This is a genomic window from Ramlibacter sp. (assembly GCF_035706265.1).
Lineage (GTDB): Bacteria > Pseudomonadota > Gammaproteobacteria > Burkholderiales > Burkholderiaceae_C > Ramlibacter.
In genome coordinates this window covers 1-14765 of sequence record NZ_DASSVG010000651.1, presented here as the reverse complement: position 1 = coordinate 14765, position 14765 = coordinate 1, and the positions used below count along the sequence as shown (strand labels likewise).

At 71.1% G+C, this 14765-nt stretch carries 17 protein-coding genes; 11 read left to right on the top strand and 6 right to left on the bottom strand.

What is annotated here, in order from left to right:
- Positions 1–20: 20 nt before the first annotated feature.
- The 3 genes from VFM98_RS23415 to fnr form a co-directional block, all read right to left on the bottom strand.
- Entirely contained in the window at positions 21–239 is a 219-nt protein-coding gene (locus VFM98_RS23415; protein WP_325112302.1) for a CsbD family protein, read from the bottom strand.
- 117 nt (positions 240–356) lie between these two features.
- Positions 357–707, bottom strand: a complete 351-nt coding sequence (locus VFM98_RS23410; protein ID WP_325112301.1) for a hypothetical protein — start codon at positions 705–707, stop codon at positions 357–359.
- A gap of 122 nt (positions 708–829) precedes the next feature.
- A complete protein-coding gene (gene fnr / locus VFM98_RS23405; protein ID WP_325112303.1) occupies positions 830–1552 on the bottom strand; it encodes a fumarate/nitrate reduction transcriptional regulator Fnr in 723 nt (240 codons plus the stop codon).
- A gap of 172 nt (positions 1553–1724) precedes the next feature.
- Between fnr and hemN the strand changes: the two genes are divergently transcribed.
- Positions 1725–3110: an oxygen-independent coproporphyrinogen III oxidase gene (gene hemN / locus VFM98_RS23400; RefSeq protein WP_325112300.1), complete on the top strand. Its 1386-nt coding sequence runs from the start codon at positions 1725–1727 to the stop codon at positions 3108–3110.
- A complete protein-coding gene (locus VFM98_RS23395; protein ID WP_325112299.1) occupies positions 3110–3787 on the top strand; it encodes a sulfite exporter TauE/SafE family protein in 678 nt (225 codons plus the stop codon). The genes hemN and VFM98_RS23395 overlap by 1 nt, the downstream gene beginning before the upstream one ends.
- Positions 3788–3791: 4 nt before the next feature.
- Here VFM98_RS23395 and VFM98_RS23390 read toward each other — a convergent pair whose 3' ends face one another.
- Complete coding sequence (locus VFM98_RS23390; protein ID WP_325112298.1) at positions 3792–5450, bottom strand: histidine kinase dimerization/phospho-acceptor domain-containing protein; 1659 nt, start codon at positions 5448–5450, stop codon at positions 3792–3794.
- A 175-nt stretch (positions 5451–5625) separates the two neighbouring features.
- Here VFM98_RS23390 and VFM98_RS23385 point away from each other — a divergent pair, with 175 nt between their 5' ends.
- From VFM98_RS23385 to VFM98_RS23350, 8 genes are all read left to right on the top strand, one after another.
- Positions 5626–6099 carry a HugZ family protein gene (locus tag VFM98_RS23385; RefSeq protein WP_325112297.1) on the top strand — a complete coding sequence of 158 codons (474 nt, stop codon included), beginning with the start codon at positions 5626–5628 and terminating at the stop codon, positions 6097–6099.
- Positions 6100–6145: 46 nt separating this feature from the next.
- Positions 6146–6868: a sulfite exporter TauE/SafE family protein gene (locus VFM98_RS23380; RefSeq protein WP_325112296.1), complete on the top strand. Its 723-nt coding sequence runs from the start codon at positions 6146–6148 to the stop codon at positions 6866–6868.
- A 92-nt stretch (positions 6869–6960) separates the two neighbouring features.
- Positions 6961–8379 carry a homospermidine synthase gene (locus tag VFM98_RS23375; protein WP_325112295.1) on the top strand — a complete coding sequence of 473 codons (1419 nt, stop codon included), beginning with the start codon at positions 6961–6963 and terminating at the stop codon, positions 8377–8379.
- A gap of 12 nt (positions 8380–8391) precedes the next feature.
- Positions 8392–9702 (top strand): FAD-binding oxidoreductase, encoded by a 1311-nt coding sequence (locus VFM98_RS23370; protein WP_325112294.1) that lies wholly within the window; start codon positions 8392–8394, stop codon positions 9700–9702.
- A 102-nt stretch (positions 9703–9804) separates the two neighbouring features.
- On the top strand, positions 9805–10773 hold the full coding sequence (murQ, locus tag VFM98_RS23365) for an N-acetylmuramic acid 6-phosphate etherase (RefSeq protein ID WP_325112293.1): 969 nt from the start codon (positions 9805–9807) through the stop codon (positions 10771–10773).
- A gap of 74 nt (positions 10774–10847) precedes the next feature.
- A complete protein-coding gene (locus VFM98_RS23360; RefSeq protein WP_325112292.1) occupies positions 10848–11093 on the top strand; it encodes a CopG family transcriptional regulator in 246 nt (81 codons plus the stop codon).
- A gap of 2 nt (positions 11094–11095) precedes the next feature.
- Positions 11096–11539 carry a TA system VapC family ribonuclease toxin gene (locus tag VFM98_RS23355; protein ID WP_325112291.1) on the top strand — a complete coding sequence of 148 codons (444 nt, stop codon included), beginning with the start codon at positions 11096–11098 and terminating at the stop codon, positions 11537–11539.
- A gap of 107 nt (positions 11540–11646) precedes the next feature.
- Entirely contained in the window at positions 11647–12540 is an 894-nt protein-coding gene (locus VFM98_RS23350) for an NAD(P)-dependent oxidoreductase (protein WP_325112290.1), read from the top strand.
- Here VFM98_RS23350 and VFM98_RS23345 read toward each other — a convergent pair.
- Complete coding sequence (locus VFM98_RS23345; RefSeq protein ID WP_325112289.1) at positions 12440–13840, bottom strand: patatin-like phospholipase family protein; 1401 nt, start codon at positions 13838–13840, stop codon at positions 12440–12442. The two genes, VFM98_RS23350 and VFM98_RS23345, sit on opposite strands and share 101 nt — an antisense overlap.
- Positions 13841–13904: 64 nt before the next feature.
- On the opposite strand from VFM98_RS23345, the gene VFM98_RS23340 reads away from it, so the two are divergent.
- The gene (locus VFM98_RS23340) at positions 13905–14309 is read left to right on the top strand and encodes a hypothetical protein (protein WP_325112288.1); all 405 of its coding nucleotides are present in this window, start codon (positions 13905–13907) and stop codon (positions 14307–14309) included.
- A gap of 3 nt (positions 14310–14312) precedes the next feature.
- Here the strand turns inward: VFM98_RS23340 and VFM98_RS23335 are convergent.
- Positions 14313–14765, bottom strand: a 453-nt coding sequence (locus VFM98_RS23335; RefSeq protein ID WP_325112287.1) for a hypothetical protein, incomplete at its 5' end; no start/stop codon positions are given.

The window sequence follows — 14765 nt, the reverse complement described above, 5'->3', positions numbered from 1 at the left end:
GCTCACTCCTGTCCGCGACCTCAGCGCCGGTTCATCCGGTCGCGCTCGATGTCGCGCTCCAGCTCCCGATCCTTGCGCGCGTCGTCGCGCGCGTTGCCGATGCCCTGCTGCACCCGGCCCTTGATCTCGCGGGCCTGGCCGCGCGCGGTGGTGCTGCTGTCGCCGGTCATGCGGCCGACCTGCTGCTTGATCTCGCCCGTGACGCGGTTGGTCGTGCCCTTGATCTGCTGCTTGTTCATGCGGATACCTCCGATGGAATGTCGATACTCCCCATCTTGGGTCGCACCCGCAGGCCCGACAGGCGCCGAACGCGACAACGCGGGTCCGCTGGTTCCTACAGCAGAGGGGCGGCGCCTCTACCGGATCGCCGTCTCCTCCTGCTGCGTGCGCCACCACGCCAGCAGGGCCGGGAAGTTGCCGTCGAACTGCTGGCGCAGCAAGGCCTCGTAGCCCAGCGAGCAGACGGCGGCGCTGCCCAGGTCCATCAGGCTGCGGCGCGAAGCCTGCGAGCAGGCGCGGAACATCTCCTGCAGGCAGCCCTGCGGCAGGCGCTCGTACTGCGCCAGCAGCCCGGCCCGGTCGGCCAGCACGCTGCCTTGTGGCGCGGGGACTTCGCAGCGGGCCTCCGGAGCCATTTCGGCATGGGCGTTCCAGAAGGCGAAGGCGGCGGCGGTCGTGACGAGGCAGCGCAGCGCTCTTGCATGCATCGGGGGGTTCTCCTTGGCGCCGGGCATCCGGCCGGGAGAGCATGCGGGGCCGCAGCGCGCGGCCGGATCGGCGGAATGCCAGCGACCGGGTCGGCGAACCGGCGCAATCCGCGCAGGAAGCTTCAGAAGCCCGTGCCGGGCTGGGCCAGCAGGCCGCGCAGGCGGTCGACGTCGACGATGCGCACGTGGCGCTGGTGCACCTCGATCATCTGCTCCTCGGCGAAGCGCGAGAAGGTGCGGCTCACGGTCTCCAGCTTCAGCCCGAGGTAGCTGCCGATCTCCTGCCGGGTCATGCGCAGCACCAGCTCGCTGCGCGAGAAGCCGCGGGCCTGCAGCCGCTGCACCAGGTTCAGCAGGAAGGCCGCCAGGCGCTCCTCGGCGCGCATGGTGCCGAGCAGGAGCATCACGCCGTGCTCGCGCACGATCTCGCGGCTCATCACGCGGTGCAGGTGGTGCTGCAGCGCGCCCACTTCGCGCGAGAGCTCGCCGATGCGGTCGAAAGGCAGCACGCAGACCTCCGCGTCCTCCAGCGCCACCGCGTCGCAGGTGTGGTGGTCGTTGACGATGCCATCGAGGCCGACGATCTCGCCGGCCATCTGGAAGCCCGTCACCTGGTCGCGGCCGTCCTCCGCGGTCACGCAGGTCTTGAACACGCCGGTGCGGATCGCGTACAGCGCGTGGAACTTCTCGCCGTTGCGGAACAGGGCCGTCTTGCGCCGCACCTTGCGCCGCGAGGTGATGACCTCGTCGAGGCGCGCCAGGTCCTCGTCGCTCAGGCCGATCGGCATGCACAGTTCGCGCAGGTTGCAGTTCGAGCACGCCACCTTGATGGCGGAGGGGCTCAGCTTCAGCGCGTCGTCTTTGGCAACAGGGGACATGAGGATGGGCACGGTCAGGCGCCTTTGGATCTGCTTTAACGTGGGGTAAATTGTCAGGGCGAGGTTTTCCCCCCGGTTGACTCAGATCAACTGGCACCGGGGTGGCCCAGAGCACGATTGCCGCCAGAGAAGACGCACCATGAGCACCACCATTTCCCCCGATCTGCTGCGCAAGTACGACGTTCCCGGCCCGCGCTACACGTCGTACCCGACGGCAGACCGCTTCGTCGAGGCCTTCGGACCGTCCGACTACGTCCAGGCCCTGGCCCAGCGGCGCGAGGGCCCGGCCGCCATGGCGATGCCGCTGTCCCTGTACGTGCACATCCCGTTCTGCGAGTCGCTGTGCTACTACTGCGCCTGCAACAAGATCATCACCAAGCACCACGAGCGGTCGGGCCCCTACCTGCGCTACCTGGCCCGCGAGGTCGAGCTGCATACGGAAGTGATCGGCACCGGCCAGCCCGTGACCCAGCTGCACCTGGGCGGCGGCACGCCCACGTTCCTGAGCGATGACGAACTGCGCCAGCTGATGGGGATGCTGCGGCGCAATTTCGCCATCGCCCCCGGCGCCGAGAGCTCGATCGAGATCGACCCGCGCACCGTCACCACCGAGCGGCTGCAGTTCCTGCACGACATCGGCTTCAACCGCATCAGCTACGGCGTGCAGGATTTCGATCCCGACGTGCAGAAGGCCGTGCACCGCGTGCAGCCCTACGAGCAGGTCGCCGCCCTGATGGAGGACGCCCGCCGCATCGGCTTCGACTCGGTCAACGTAGACCTGATCTACGGCCTGCCGCGCCAGACGCCGGAGTCGTTCACCCGCACGCTGCAGCAGGTCTCCACGCTGCGGCCGGACCGCATCGCCCTGTACGCCTACGCCCACCTGCCGGAGCGCTTCAAGCCGCAGCGCCGCATCATCGCCAACGAGCTGCCGGGCGCGGCCAACAAGGTGTCCATGCTGTCGCAGGCGCTGGCCGCCTTCATCAGCTCGGGCTACGTCTACATCGGCATGGACCACTTCGCGCTGCCCGACGACGCGCTGGCGGTGGCCAAGCGCCAGGGCCGGCTGCACCGCAACTTCCAGGGCTACAGCACGCAGGCCGACTGCGACCTGATCGGCCTGGGCGTCTCGGCGATCGGCAAGGTGGGCGCCACCTACAGCCAGAACGCCAAGACCATGGACGAGTACTGCGACGCGCTGGACCAGGGCAGGCTGCCGGTGGTGCGCGGTCTCGCCCTCTCGCGCGACGACCTCACCCGGCGCGCCGTGATCATGGCCCTGATGTGCCAGGGCCAGGTGGTGTTCGAGTCGATCGAGCTGGCCTGGCTGCTCGATTTCAAGAGCTACTTCGCCCCCGAGATGGAGCAGATGCGCGAGCTGGAGAAGCAGGGCATGGTCGTCATCGACGACGAAGGCATCCAGGTCACGGCGCAAGGCTGGTTCTTCGTGCGCGGCGTGGCGATGCAGTTCGACAAGTACCTGCAGGCGGACCGCAACCGGACCAAGTTCTCGCGGATCATTTGATGAATTGGGGTCTCGCCGGCACCACCCTCTTGATGGGGCTGGTGGGAGGGCCCCACTGCCTCGCGATGTGCGGCGCTGCCTGCGGCGGCGTGATCCGCGGCGTCGGCGCGCCGCCGGTGCGCGGGATGTGGACCTTCCAGGGTGGCCGCCTCCTCGGCTACAGCCTGGCGGGCGCCGCCGCCGGCCTGGCCGTCCAGAGCTTCGCCTGGCTGTCCTCCCACACCGCCGCATTGCGGCCCGCCTGGACGCTGTTCCATCTCGCCGTGCTCGCCTGGGGCCTGATGCTGCTCGCGCAGGCGCGCCAGCCGCAGTGGGTGGAAAGCGCCGGCCGCAGCGTCTGGCAGAAGGTGCGGCCGTGGGCGCAGCGCCCCGGCGGCCTGGTGGTGACCGGCGCGCTGTGGACCTTCATGCCCTGCGGGCTGCTCTATTCGGCGCTGCTGGTGGCCTCGCTCTCGGGCGGGCCGCTGGAAGGCGCGCTCAGCATGGCGCTGTTCGCCCTCGGCAGCGGCATCGCGCTGGGCCTCGCGCCTTCGGCCTTCCGCAAGCTGCAGGAGCTGGGCAACCGCCTGCGCAAGGACTGGGGCACGCGGATCGCCGGCGGCCTGCTCGCGGCCACGGCGCTGTGGGCGCTGTGGATGGACCTCGCGCACCGCATCGCGGAGTGGTGCGGACTGTAGATCCTCAGTTCTCTGGCGGCGACCAGGCCGGCAGGCGGATCTCCAGGCCGCCGGGCGAGACTTCGAGGCTGCCGCCCAGCGGCTCGAGACGCCGCCGCGCCGAGGCCACCCGCGCATCCTCCGGCGGCACCCGGCACTCCACGTGCTCCTGGCCGCGCTCGCAAGCGAGGTGGATCCGCACCTGCCCCTCGGCGGCCGCGGTGCTCGCCACGATGCGCGTGCCGCCGGCGCCGCCGCAGCGGTCGACGTTCTCCTCCAGCGCATTCAGCAGCCCCATCAGCACCTCGGTCAGGTGATCGGGGATCGCCTCGCAGGCCAGCAGGCCCTGGCCGGGGCGCAGCTCGATGGGCGTGCCGCGGAAGCGGCGGTCGAAGCGCAGGAACTCGCAGACCGAGCGCACCAGCTGGTTGATGTCCAGCACCTCGGGTGCGTCGCTGCCCGCGTTGGCGAAGTCGCTGATGCGGCGCGTCATCTGCGAGATGCGCGCCGTCTGGTCGACGATCATCTTCGGCATCTCGGGCTGGAAGTCGGCCGGGCTGCGCCAGAGCTCGATCTCCTGCGCCAGGCCGGAGATGATGGCCAGCGGATTGCCCACCTCGTGCGAGATGTTGGCGGCCATGGTGGCCATGGTGGCCATCTTGTCGCGGTGCCACTCCTGCTCGCGCAGCGCCAGCTGCTCGCGCGAGCGGGCCTCCGCGTCGATGATGCGCTGCCCGTTGCGCACGAGATAGAGCAGCGCGAGGTACACCAGCACCAGCACCACGGCGCTCACGGCCAGCAGCCGGTTCGAGGCCCGCACCATCGTGCCCTGGTTGCGCTCGGCGGCCTGCTGCACGCGCTCCTGGTTGCGCGTGGTCACGTCCGCCAGCCGCGCCGTCGCGGCATCGAGCTGCTGCAGCAGCGGCGTGACGTCCGAATAGATCTCGAACACGCCCTGGATGCCGCCGCGGGCCATCTGCACCGGCACGTAGCTCTGGATCAGGTCGCGGTCCTCGACCTGGCCCTCGAAGGCGCTGAAGCGGTTGCGGTGCACCAGCTCGCTGGCCGGGCGGCCCGCGACGGCCGAACGCCAGCCGCGGTTCTCCGACTTGTCCTCGCCCACCTGGGCCAGTTCGGAGGAGTACACGGTGAGCCCGCGCAGGTCGTAGACCTTGATCTTGAAGACGTTGGTGCGCCGCATCAGGGCGCGCACCGGCGCGTCGACGTCGGAGAAGCCGGGCAGGGCGGTCACCTGCCGCCGCAGTTCGGCCACGCATGCCTGCAGGGCCGCCGGCGTGCCGCCCTGCGCTTCCAGCGCCGGGGCCCGGCAGCGCTCGACCGGCACCGCCTGGGCGGCCGCGACCAGCGGCGCGAAGTGCGAGTTCCACACGGCGTTGGCGAACACGTGGGCCAGGGTCACGTGGCCGGCTTCGTGGACGGCCACCAGGTTGGTGCGGCCGGCTTCCTTGTGTTCCTGCAGCAACTGGGCCTGCACGGTCGCGAGGAAGGCGCCGTTCTCGCGCTGGGCCGAGGCGAAGAAGCGCTGTTCGCCCAGCTCCAGCAGGTACAGCACGATCGCCAGCACGACGAAGGCGAGCAGGCTGGTGGCAGTGAAATAGCGGGTGAGCTGGAAGGTGCGGCCGTCGCCCGCGCCGCGCCAGGCCTGGAGCAGGGAGCGTCTCATGGCGCGGCTCCGCTGCGCCTGGGCGGCAGGGGGCCGCCGGAAGTCCGGCCTGTAATCACATGTTGCAGTCTACTGGACCGCCCTGCGCTCATCAATCAAAAAGCGGCGCCGCGCTTGCGCAAGATCATTCGCGGCCGCCCGTCCTCGGGTAATCTGCGGCGCCGGGAGCACAGGCATGGATGCGATGCAGGCACAGGCGATGCGGCAGCTGCTGGAGCGGCAGGAGGTGGCCGCGCTCGGCACGCTGCACAAGGGCGAACCCTACGTTTCGATGGTGCCCTACGCGTTGGCGCCCGGGGGGGCCTTCGTCATCCACGTGAGCCGGCTCGCCACCCACACCCGCGACATGGAGCTGCATCCGGGCGTGAGCCTGCTGGTGACGGAGGAACGCACGCCCGAGGTCCCGCCGCAGGCCTTGCCCCGCGTCACGGTCCAGGGCCAGGCGGTGGCCTGCGGGCCGGAGGCGCCGCTGTACGCGGCGGCGCGCGAGGCCTATCTTTCGCGCTTTCCCAACAGCCAGGAGATGTTCGGCTTCGCCGACTTCTCGCTCTTCGTGATCGAGCCGCGGGCGCTGCGCGTGGTGGGCGGCTTCGCGCAGGCCTGGTCGATCACGGCGGCCGACTACGCCCGCTTCATGGCCGTGGGCTGAAGCCGCGGCTTGCGGCCCCGCCAGCCGGACCGCAGAATGCGCCGCGGTGGAATACCTCTTCGTCCTCGTCGTGGGGCTGGGCGCGGGGACGCTCGGGGGCGTGATCGGCACGGGCTCCTCGATCGTGCTCATGCCCGTGCTCGTGATCCTGTTCGGCCCGCGCCAGGCGGTGCCGATCATGGCCATCGCGGCCATCATGGGCAACGCCGGCCGCGTGATCGCCTGGCGGCGCGAGATCGACTGGCCCGCCTGCTTCGCCTACTGCGCCACCGCCGTGCCGGGCGCGGTGCTGGGCGCGCGCCTGCTGCTGTCCATCCCGCCCGGCGTCGCGGAACTGGCGCTGGGCGTGTTCTTCCTCTCGCTGATCCCGCTGCGGCGCTGGCTCGCGCTGCGCTCCTTCCGGCTGACGAGACTGCACCTGGCGCTGCTCGGCGCGCCGCTGGGCGTCCTGACCGGCCTGGTCGTGTCCACCGGACCGCTCACCGTGCCGCTCTTCACCTTCTACGGCCTGGAGCGCGGCTGGCTGCTCGGCACGGAGGCGGCCGCCTCGATCGGCATGTACGGCTCCAAGGTGGCGGCCTTCCAGGCCCTGGGCGCGCTGCCGCCCTCGGTGGCGCTCGACGGCCTGATCGTCGGCTGCTCGCTGATGGCCGGCTCCTTCATCGGCCGCGCGATCGTGCTGGCGCTCACGCCCGGCGCCTACCGCACCCTGGTCGACGCCCTGATGCTGTGCTCCGGCCTCACGCTGCTGTGGGCGGCGGTGCGCTAGCGGGCCAAGGCACCGGCCACGCCAGCGGGCTGCCCCGGACCCGCGCGCCGGCACCTTGAGGTACGCTCGCGCGTCAGGGCAGGAGCCGCCGCATGGGTCTTTCGCGCAGGCTGGGATCGTTCACGGGTCGGGTGGTGGTGCTGGGTTTCGGCAGCATCGGCCAGGGCTTGTTGCCGCTGTTGTTCGACAGCTTCGGCATCCGGCCGGCGCAGGTGCGCATCGTCACGGCGAGCGACGACGGCGCCGAGGTCGCGCGCTCGCTCGGCGTGCCGCTGCAGGTGCAGGCGCTCACCGAAAAGAATTACGAAGCGGTGCTGGCGCCGCTGCTCGGGCCGGGCGATTTCCTGCTGAACGTCTCGGTGGACGTCTCCAGCCTGGCGCTGGTGCGCTTCTGCCAGCCGCGCGGCGTGCTGTACCTCGATGCCTGCTGCGAGCCCTGGGCCGGTCGCTACGTCGATGCCGACCTGCCGCCGACCCAGCGCTCCAACTACGCGCTGCGCGAGGAAATGCTGGCCTTCCGCCGCGACCATCCGCGCGCGCCCACCGCCTGCATCACGCAGGGCGCGAATCCGGGCCTGGTCTCCTGCTTCGTCAAGGTGGCGCTGCTGAAGATGGCCTCCGACCTGCGGCTGGACGTGCAGCCGCCCTCCACGCGCGAGCAGTGGGCGGCGCTGGCCCGCCGGCTGGAAGTGAAGGTGATCCACATCGCCGAACGCGACACCCAGGTGGCGGCGCCGCGCAAGCAGCGCGGCGAGTTCGTCAACACCTGGTCGGTCGACGGCTTCGTCGACGAGGGCCTGCAGCCCTCCGAGCTGGGCTGGGGCACGCACGAGCGGCACTGGCCTGCCGACGCGCTGCGCCACGGCTACGGCTGCGACGCCGCCATCATGCTGAACCGGCCCGGCATCGCCACCCGCGTGCGCAGCTGGACGCCGCTGCAGGGCCCCTACCAGGCCTTCCTGGTGACGCATGGCGAATCGATCTCCATCCCCGACTACCTGACGCTGCGCGAGGGCGGCGCCGTGGTCTACCGCCCCACGGTGCACTACGCCTACCACCCGAGCGACGACACCGTCGCCTCGCTGCACGAACTGGCCGGGCGCAACTGGAGGCTGCAGCCGCGCCGCCGCATCCTGCGCGACGACATCGTGGAAGGCATGGACGAACTGGGCGTGCTCCTCATGGGCAACCCGCGCGGGGTCTACTGGTATGGCTCGCGCCTGGCCATCGGGCAGGCCCGCGCGCTCGCGCCGTACAACAACGCCACCTCGCTGCAGGTGGTGGCGGGCCTGCTGGGGGCGATCGCCTGGGCCCTGCGCCACCCGGAGGCCGGCGTGGTGGAGCCCGACGAGATGGACCACGAGGCCATGATGGAAGCCGCGCGCCCCTACCTCGGCGAGCTGGTGGGCGTCTGGGGCGACTGGACGCCCCTGGCCGGCCGCACCCGCCTGTTCCCCGAGCCCAAGGACCCGGACGATCCCTGGCAGTTCCTCAATTTCCGCGTCGGCTGACGCGGCCCTGCCGTGCCCATCCTGCTGAAGAAGGAGCTCGGCGTCGTCGAGAACTCCTACTACGAGGCCACCGTGACGCGGCCGCCGGCGCAGCCCGCGCTGGCGCAGCGCCTGCAGGCGGACGTGTGCGTGGTCGGCGGCGGCTACGCCGGCCTGTCGGCGGCGCTGGAGCTGGCCCAGCGCGGCTACGCCGTGGTGCTGCTGGAGGCGCAGCGCCTCGGCTGGGGCGCTTCGGGGCGCAACGGCGGCCAGGTGATCGTCGGCTTCGGCAGCGACGGCGAGGAGGCGATCGAGCGCCAGTTCGGCGCCGACGAAGCCTGCCGCGCCTGGGACATCACGGTCGATGCGATGCGCTTGCTGCAGCAGCGCATCGCGCGCTTCGGCATCGCTTGCGAGTGGCAGCCCGGCTACCTCAGCCTCGCGACCCGGCCGCGCAAGGCGCAGGAGCTGCGGCGCTGGATGGAACACGTGCAGTCCCGCTACGACTATCCGCTGCAGTGGGTGGACACCCGTGCGATGCGGCAGTGGGTCGACAGCCCGCGTTTCCATTCGGCCGTGTACGACGCCGGCTCGGGCCACCTGCATCCGCTCAAGTACTGCCTGGGGCTGGCGGGCGCGGCCAGCGTGGCCGGCGTGCGCGTGTTCGAGAACTCGCCGGTGTTCCTGGTGGAGCGCGGGCGCCGGCCGGTGGTGCGCACGGCCCAGGGCGAATGCACCTGCGAGTTCGTGGTGCTGGCGGGCAACGTCTACCTCGGCGAGTACGGCGACGCCATCGCCCCGGAGGTGAGTTCGCGCATCATGCCGGTGGGCACGTACATGGTGGCCACCGAGCGCATGGCGGCGCAACGCGCGGCGGCCCTGATCCCGAGCCGCTGCGCCGCCTCCGACACCAACTTCATCCTCGACTACTTCCGCCTCAGCGCGGACGACCGGCTGCTGTTCGGCGGCGGCGACAGCTACAGCGCCACCACGCCGCGCAACCTCATCGGCCACATCCGCCGCAGCATGACCGGCGTGTTCCCGCAGCTCGCCGACCTGGAGGTGGAGCACGCCTGGGGCGGCTTCGTCGACATCACGATGAACATGGCGCCGCACTTCGGCCGGCTCGGCGCCAACATCTATTTCGTGCAGGGCTTCTCGGGCCACGGGCTGGCGCTGTCCGGGATGGCGGGGCTGATGGTGGCCGAAGCCATCGCCGGCCAGGCCGAACGCTTCGACCTGCTGGCGCGCATCCGGCACCTGCCTTTCCCCGGCGGCGCCCTGATGCGCACGCCGGCCCTGGTGCTGGGCATGTGGTACTACCGGCTGCGCGACGCGCTGTAGCTGTGCCGCCACCGGGCGCGCACATGGATACGCTCAGGGGTCCTACAGCCTTGACCCCACGATGGCGCGAGGATGGCATCACCTCTACGATGGGACATCGAGATGCCTGACGTGAAGCTGGAGGACGCCCCCAAGACCATGGACGCCGCGCGCAAGCCGAACCCGAGCGCGAAGCCGCCGCTGGATGCGCGGCTGACCGAGCAGCGCAACCCGCGCAGCCTGCGCATCGACCAGATGTCCTCGCTCGAGATCGTCGACCTGATCAACGCGGAGGACCGGCTCGTCGCCGCGGCCGTGAGCGACGAACGCGAGCGCATCGCGCGCGCCATCGACCTGGTGGTCGAGAGCTTCGGCCGCGGCGGGCGGCTGATCTATGTCGGCGCCGGGACGTCCGGGCGGCTGGGCGTGCTCGACGCCTCCGAGATGCCGCCCACCTACCGCACCGAGCCGGAACTGGTGCAGGGCGTGATGGCCGGCGGCTACGAGGCGCTGCTGCGCGCGCAGGAAGGCGCCGAGGACATCCCCGAGGACGGCGCCCAGGCCATGGACGACCGCGCCGTGGACGGGCGCGACTTCGTGCTCGGCATCGCCGCCTCCGGCACCACGCCGTTCGTGCATGGGGCGCTCAAGCGCGCCCGCGAGCGCGGCGCCCGCACCGGCTTCCTCCTGTGCACCTATCCCTCCGAGGAACTGCTGCAGGCGCACGACGTGGTGATCGCGCCGCTGGTGGGCCCGGAGGTGGTCACCGGCTCGACGCGCATGAAGGCCGGCACCGCGACCAAGATGGTGCTGAACATGATCAGCACCGCCTCCATGGTGAAGACCGGCAAGGTCTACGGCAACCTGATGGTGGACCTGCAGGTCACCTGCCAGAAGCTGCAGGACCGCGGCGAGCGCATCCTGATGGAGACCCTGGGTGTCGCCCGCGAGGAGGCGGAGCGCCTGCTCGATGCCGCGGGCGGCCACGTCAAGACCGCGATCGTGATGTCGCGCCTGGGCCTCGACGCCGCCGCCGCCCGCCAGCGCCTGGAGCAGTCCGGCGGCTCGATCGCGGCCTTGTCCGGGCGCTGAGCGCGGCTCGGCAGAGCCGCCGTTGCCCAGCGCCCTGCTTGATGCTATGATGCGATGACATCAATTCTTCACCCATGCGCACCACCCTCGACATCGACGACGACGTGTTGCTGGCAGCGAAGGAGCATGCGGCACGCGAGCGCAAGTCGCTGGGGGCCGTGATCTCGGCGCTCGCGCGCGAATCGCTGAGGCAGCCCGCGCAGCCTGGCGGGCGCAGCACGCCTGCCAGGCGCCATGGCCGCTTTGCCGTGCTGCCGCAGCGCGACGAGGTTGTCACGCTCGAGCACGTCCGCGGGTTGCAGGACGCCGAAGGGGTCTGAACTTGTCCGCCGCGCCGCGCGTGCTGCTCGATGTCAACGTCCTGATCGCGCTGCTCGACGATGCGCACGTCTTTGCGCGGCGGGCCAACGAGTGGCTCGATGCGGCTCCGCGCCAGATCGCCACCTGCCCGATCGTGGAGAACGGCGTGATCCGCATCATGAGCGCGCCTGCGTACTCGGCGACGCTTCGCGCCTCCCCGGAGCAGATCGCGCAGGGGCTGCGGTCGCTCGCCGAGGGCGTGGATCACGAGTTCTGGTCCGACGACGTCTCCCTGCTGGACGAAACGCTCGTGGACTTCAGCCGGCTGCACGGTCATCGGCAGGTCACGGACGCCTACCTCCTTGCGTTGGCGGTCCGCCGGGGCGGCGTGATCGCCTCCTTCGACACTGCGTTGCCGGTGACGGCGGTGCGGGGCGCGAGCCGGAAGCACCTGTTGGCGGTGTAGTGCGCAGCACGTCGACCCTGTCGATCTGCATCCCTCCAGTTTCGTTCCCGGCCCAGGCGGCCGGCTGCGGCATGATCGGGCCCGCAACGAGAGAAGGACAAGGCGAAATGATCGAGATCCGCAGGGAGCAGCCGGTCGGCTTCATCGGCTTGGGCGTGATGGGCCGCGGCATGGCGCACTGCCTGCTGCGCCAAGGCCGGGCGCTGCAGGTGTTCGCGCGCCGCGACGACGCCGCGCGCCAGCTGGTCGAGGCCGGTGCGCAGCGGGCCGATTCGCCGGCGGCGCTGGCGCGGGCGTGCCGGCTCGTGTTCCTGTGCCTGTCGGACGACGCCGCGGTGGAACAGGTGCTGTTCGGCGAGGCGGGGCTGGCGCAGGGCCTGGCGCCGGGCAGCGTGGTGGTGGACACCAGCACCATTGCCGCGACCTCGGCGCGCGCCTTCGCGCAGCGCCTGGCCCCGCAGGGGATCACCTTCCTCGACGCGCCGATCAGCGGCGGCCAGCAGGGCGCCGAGACCGGCACCCTGGCCTGCATGGTCGGCGGCCCGGGCGAGGCCGTGGCGGCGCTGCGCGAGGTGATGGGCGCCTTCTGCAAGTCGATCACGCACGTGGGCGAGGTCGGCGCCGGCCAGACCGTCAAGGCCTGCAACCAGGTGGCGGTGGCGGGGGCGCTGCTGGGCGTGGCCGACGCGATCGCGCTGGCCCGCTCGCAGGGCGTGGACCCGAACGTGATGCGCGAGGTGCTGCTCGCCAGCACGGCACGCAGCCTGGTGCTGGAGCGGCACGGCCAGCGCGTGATCGAGGGCGACTACGTGCCGGGCTTCCGCGCCCGCCTGATGCGCAAGGACCTGCGCATCGCTCTGGAGACGGCGCAAAGCGGCGGCGCCAGGCTGCAGGGCGCCCCTATCGCGGCGCAGCTCGTGGGCGAGTTGTGCGAGAGCGGCCGCGGGGAGCTGGACTGGGCTGCGCTCGGGCTGCTGGTACAGGAGAAGGGCGCGTCGTGATCGGCTTCGGGCCGGCCGAAGCCGGCTGCGCCTTCGCCGCAGTGGCCTTGGCCCGGGCCTTGGCCCTGGTCGTGGCAGCCGCAGCGAGGGTCGCCACGGAGGCGCTCGCCGTCGCCCGCTGCGGCGCCGCCACATTGCTCGCCAGCTGCGGATCGAACGCGAGCAGCCGCCGCACCGCCTCGTAGCCTTCGTCGCGGCCCTGCTTCAGGTTGGCGTGGCTCCAGTGGAAGCAGACCTGCGTGCGCGGCTTGAGCGGGATCTCCACCACCCGCGGCCGCATGAAGGACTGGTTCAGCAGGTGCTGGCGAAAGAGCTTGATGTCGTCCTCGCCCACTTCGGCCGCGAACTGCATCGGCAGGTTGGCCAGCGAGTCGGCGAGGCTGCGCGCCGGCTGCACCTGGCTGTCGTCGACGATGCGGCTGACCCACACCTCGTCGAGATCGCTGTGATCGCGCAGCAGGTTGGCGAAGTTGACCGTGTCGACCAGGGCGCCTTCGGTGTACTCGTAGCCGTCCTCCAGCTTCAGGCTTTCCTCGATGAAGGGCAGCGCCGAACACGCGCACAGCGACTGCTTGGTGATCTTCAGGTACTCGCCGTGGCCGGGCTTGGCCGGGTCGGGGCGGTTGTGGAAGATCTGCATGCGCCCCGGTTCCTCGCCGCGCGGCATGCGCCAGGCGTTGTGGTAGATGTCCGGCTCCACGTGGGCCAGCCGGTCGCCCTGGAACGCCTCTTCCAGCACGTGGCTGTCCTGGTAGTAGATGCGGGCCAGGCCGTTGATCTGCGACTTGAAGGCGAGCGAGGTGAAGTAGCGCGTGGCCGGGTTCACGGCCAGCCAGTCGTTGAGGATGCCGGCGTTGATCTCCTGCTGGGTGGGGAAGCGCCCCTCGGCCCAGGGCGCCAGCCAGCGGAACATCGAGGCCCACGCCTCCGTGGACGACGGCACCAGTTTGCTCCAGTCGTTGTCGCGCGAGAAGGGGAAGCTGGCCAGCGCCGACCAGAAGGCGATGAAGTCCGGCGCGAAGCCGCGGTTCATCGGGAACCAGGCGTAGGAGTCGTCGTCGCGGAAGCAGTAGCGCTCGAAGAACTCGTAGGTCTGCGCGGCGCGGCCGCGGCCCTGCGCGTCGCGCTCGGGACGGGTGTTGTAGACGATGCCCACCCACGCCCCGACGCAGGAGAGGGCGAACACGTCGAACTGGATGCCGGCCTCCTCGAAGGCCTGCAGGGCGCCGATGTGCAGCCCCGCGGCGGGGCCGCCGCCGGCCAGCGCGAGGGCGCGCTTCTTCGTTCCGTTGGGTTTCACGATCTCTCCTCCTGTCCAATCCGATGTTCTTCGCCTATTCTCTGCGCGACGCCAGGAGGACGCCATGCTTCATATAAATGAGTGGGACCCCGTGCCGTGGGACGTCCCCCTGCCCGAGAAAGGCCTTCCGTTCGAACTCCCCGCCGGTACCGCCGGGGCCATCCGCGACCGGCTGCTGCAGCTCGCGCAGGACCCGCCCATCGCGGTGCACTTCTTCCGGGGCGAAGGCCTGCGCTGGATCCGCGTCGGCTTCGACAAGGACAGCATCCGCCGGCCTGCCGACGTGAAGCGCATCGGCGACGCGATCCGCTCGGCCCTGCAGCCGGCCGACGGCAAGCTCTACTTCCAGGCGCTGCGGGCGCACGACCTGCTGTTCTTCCTCGACACCGGCGGCGACGCGTCCACCAAGGGCATGGACCCCGATCACTTCGGCGAGCCGCTGGACGCGGTGCTGCAGGCCTGGGCCTGAGGCTCACAGCATCGCCCACGCCCCGTATTCGCAGCGGCTCAGCGCGAAGCCGTGCGCGCGCGCGAGGTCGCGGGCGGCCCGTGCGGCCAGCCGGGCCCGCTCGGCGTGGCCGGCCTGGTCCAGCGCATGGGCCCAGGTGAGGGTGGAGTAGGCCTGTTCCGCCCGGGCGCCGCCTTGCTCGTGCAGGCGCAGCGCCCGGTCGAAGATCGCCTGGGCCGCATCCGGGGCGGCGCCCGAGCGGACCGCGGCCACTGCCTTGGCGCGCCACGCGATCGCTTCGGCGAAGAAGCCGCCCACGGCCTGCGCGCGGGCGATGGCCTGGTCGGCGCCGGCCAGGGCGCGCGCGTGCTCGCCGCGGAAGCAGTCGATCTCCGCCTCGATCGCGGGCAGGTAGTCCAGCAGCGACCACTGGCCTTCCGCGGCCTGGGCCAGCAGCGTGCGGGCGTCGCGCAACGC

What these genes read in the sequence shown, in the direction of transcription:
- VFM98_RS23410 (WP_325112301.1), bottom strand. Translation starts at nt 707, where the DNA reads ATGCATGCAAGAGCGCTGCGCTGCCTCGTCACGACCGCCGCCGCCTTC.
- VFM98_RS23395 (WP_325112299.1), top strand. Translation starts at nt 3,110, where the DNA reads ATGAATTGGGGTCTCGCCGGCACCACCCTCTTGATGGGGCTGGTGGGA.
- VFM98_RS23360 (WP_325112292.1), top strand. Translation starts at nt 10,848, where the DNA reads ATGCGCACCACCCTCGACATCGACGACGACGTGTTGCTGGCAGCGAAG.
- VFM98_RS23415 (WP_325112302.1), bottom strand. Translation starts at nt 239, where the DNA reads ATGAACAAGCAGCAGATCAAGGGCACGACCAACCGCGTCACGGGCGAG.
- VFM98_RS23375 (WP_325112295.1), top strand. Translation starts at nt 6,961, where the DNA reads ATGGGTCTTTCGCGCAGGCTGGGATCGTTCACGGGTCGGGTGGTGGTG.
- VFM98_RS23385 (WP_325112297.1), top strand. Translation starts at nt 5,626, where the DNA reads ATGGATGCGATGCAGGCACAGGCGATGCGGCAGCTGCTGGAGCGGCAG.
- VFM98_RS23350 (WP_325112290.1), top strand. Translation starts at nt 11,647, where the DNA reads ATGATCGAGATCCGCAGGGAGCAGCCGGTCGGCTTCATCGGCTTGGGC.
- VFM98_RS23340 (WP_325112288.1), top strand. Translation starts at nt 13,905, where the DNA reads ATGCTTCATATAAATGAGTGGGACCCCGTGCCGTGGGACGTCCCCCTG.
- hemN (WP_325112300.1), top strand. Translation starts at nt 1,725, where the DNA reads ATGAGCACCACCATTTCCCCCGATCTGCTGCGCAAGTACGACGTTCCC.
- murQ (WP_325112293.1), top strand. Translation starts at nt 9,805, where the DNA reads ATGCCTGACGTGAAGCTGGAGGACGCCCCCAAGACCATGGACGCCGCG.
- VFM98_RS23390 (WP_325112298.1), bottom strand. Translation starts at nt 5,450, where the DNA reads ATGAGACGCTCCCTGCTCCAGGCCTGGCGCGGCGCGGGCGACGGCCGC.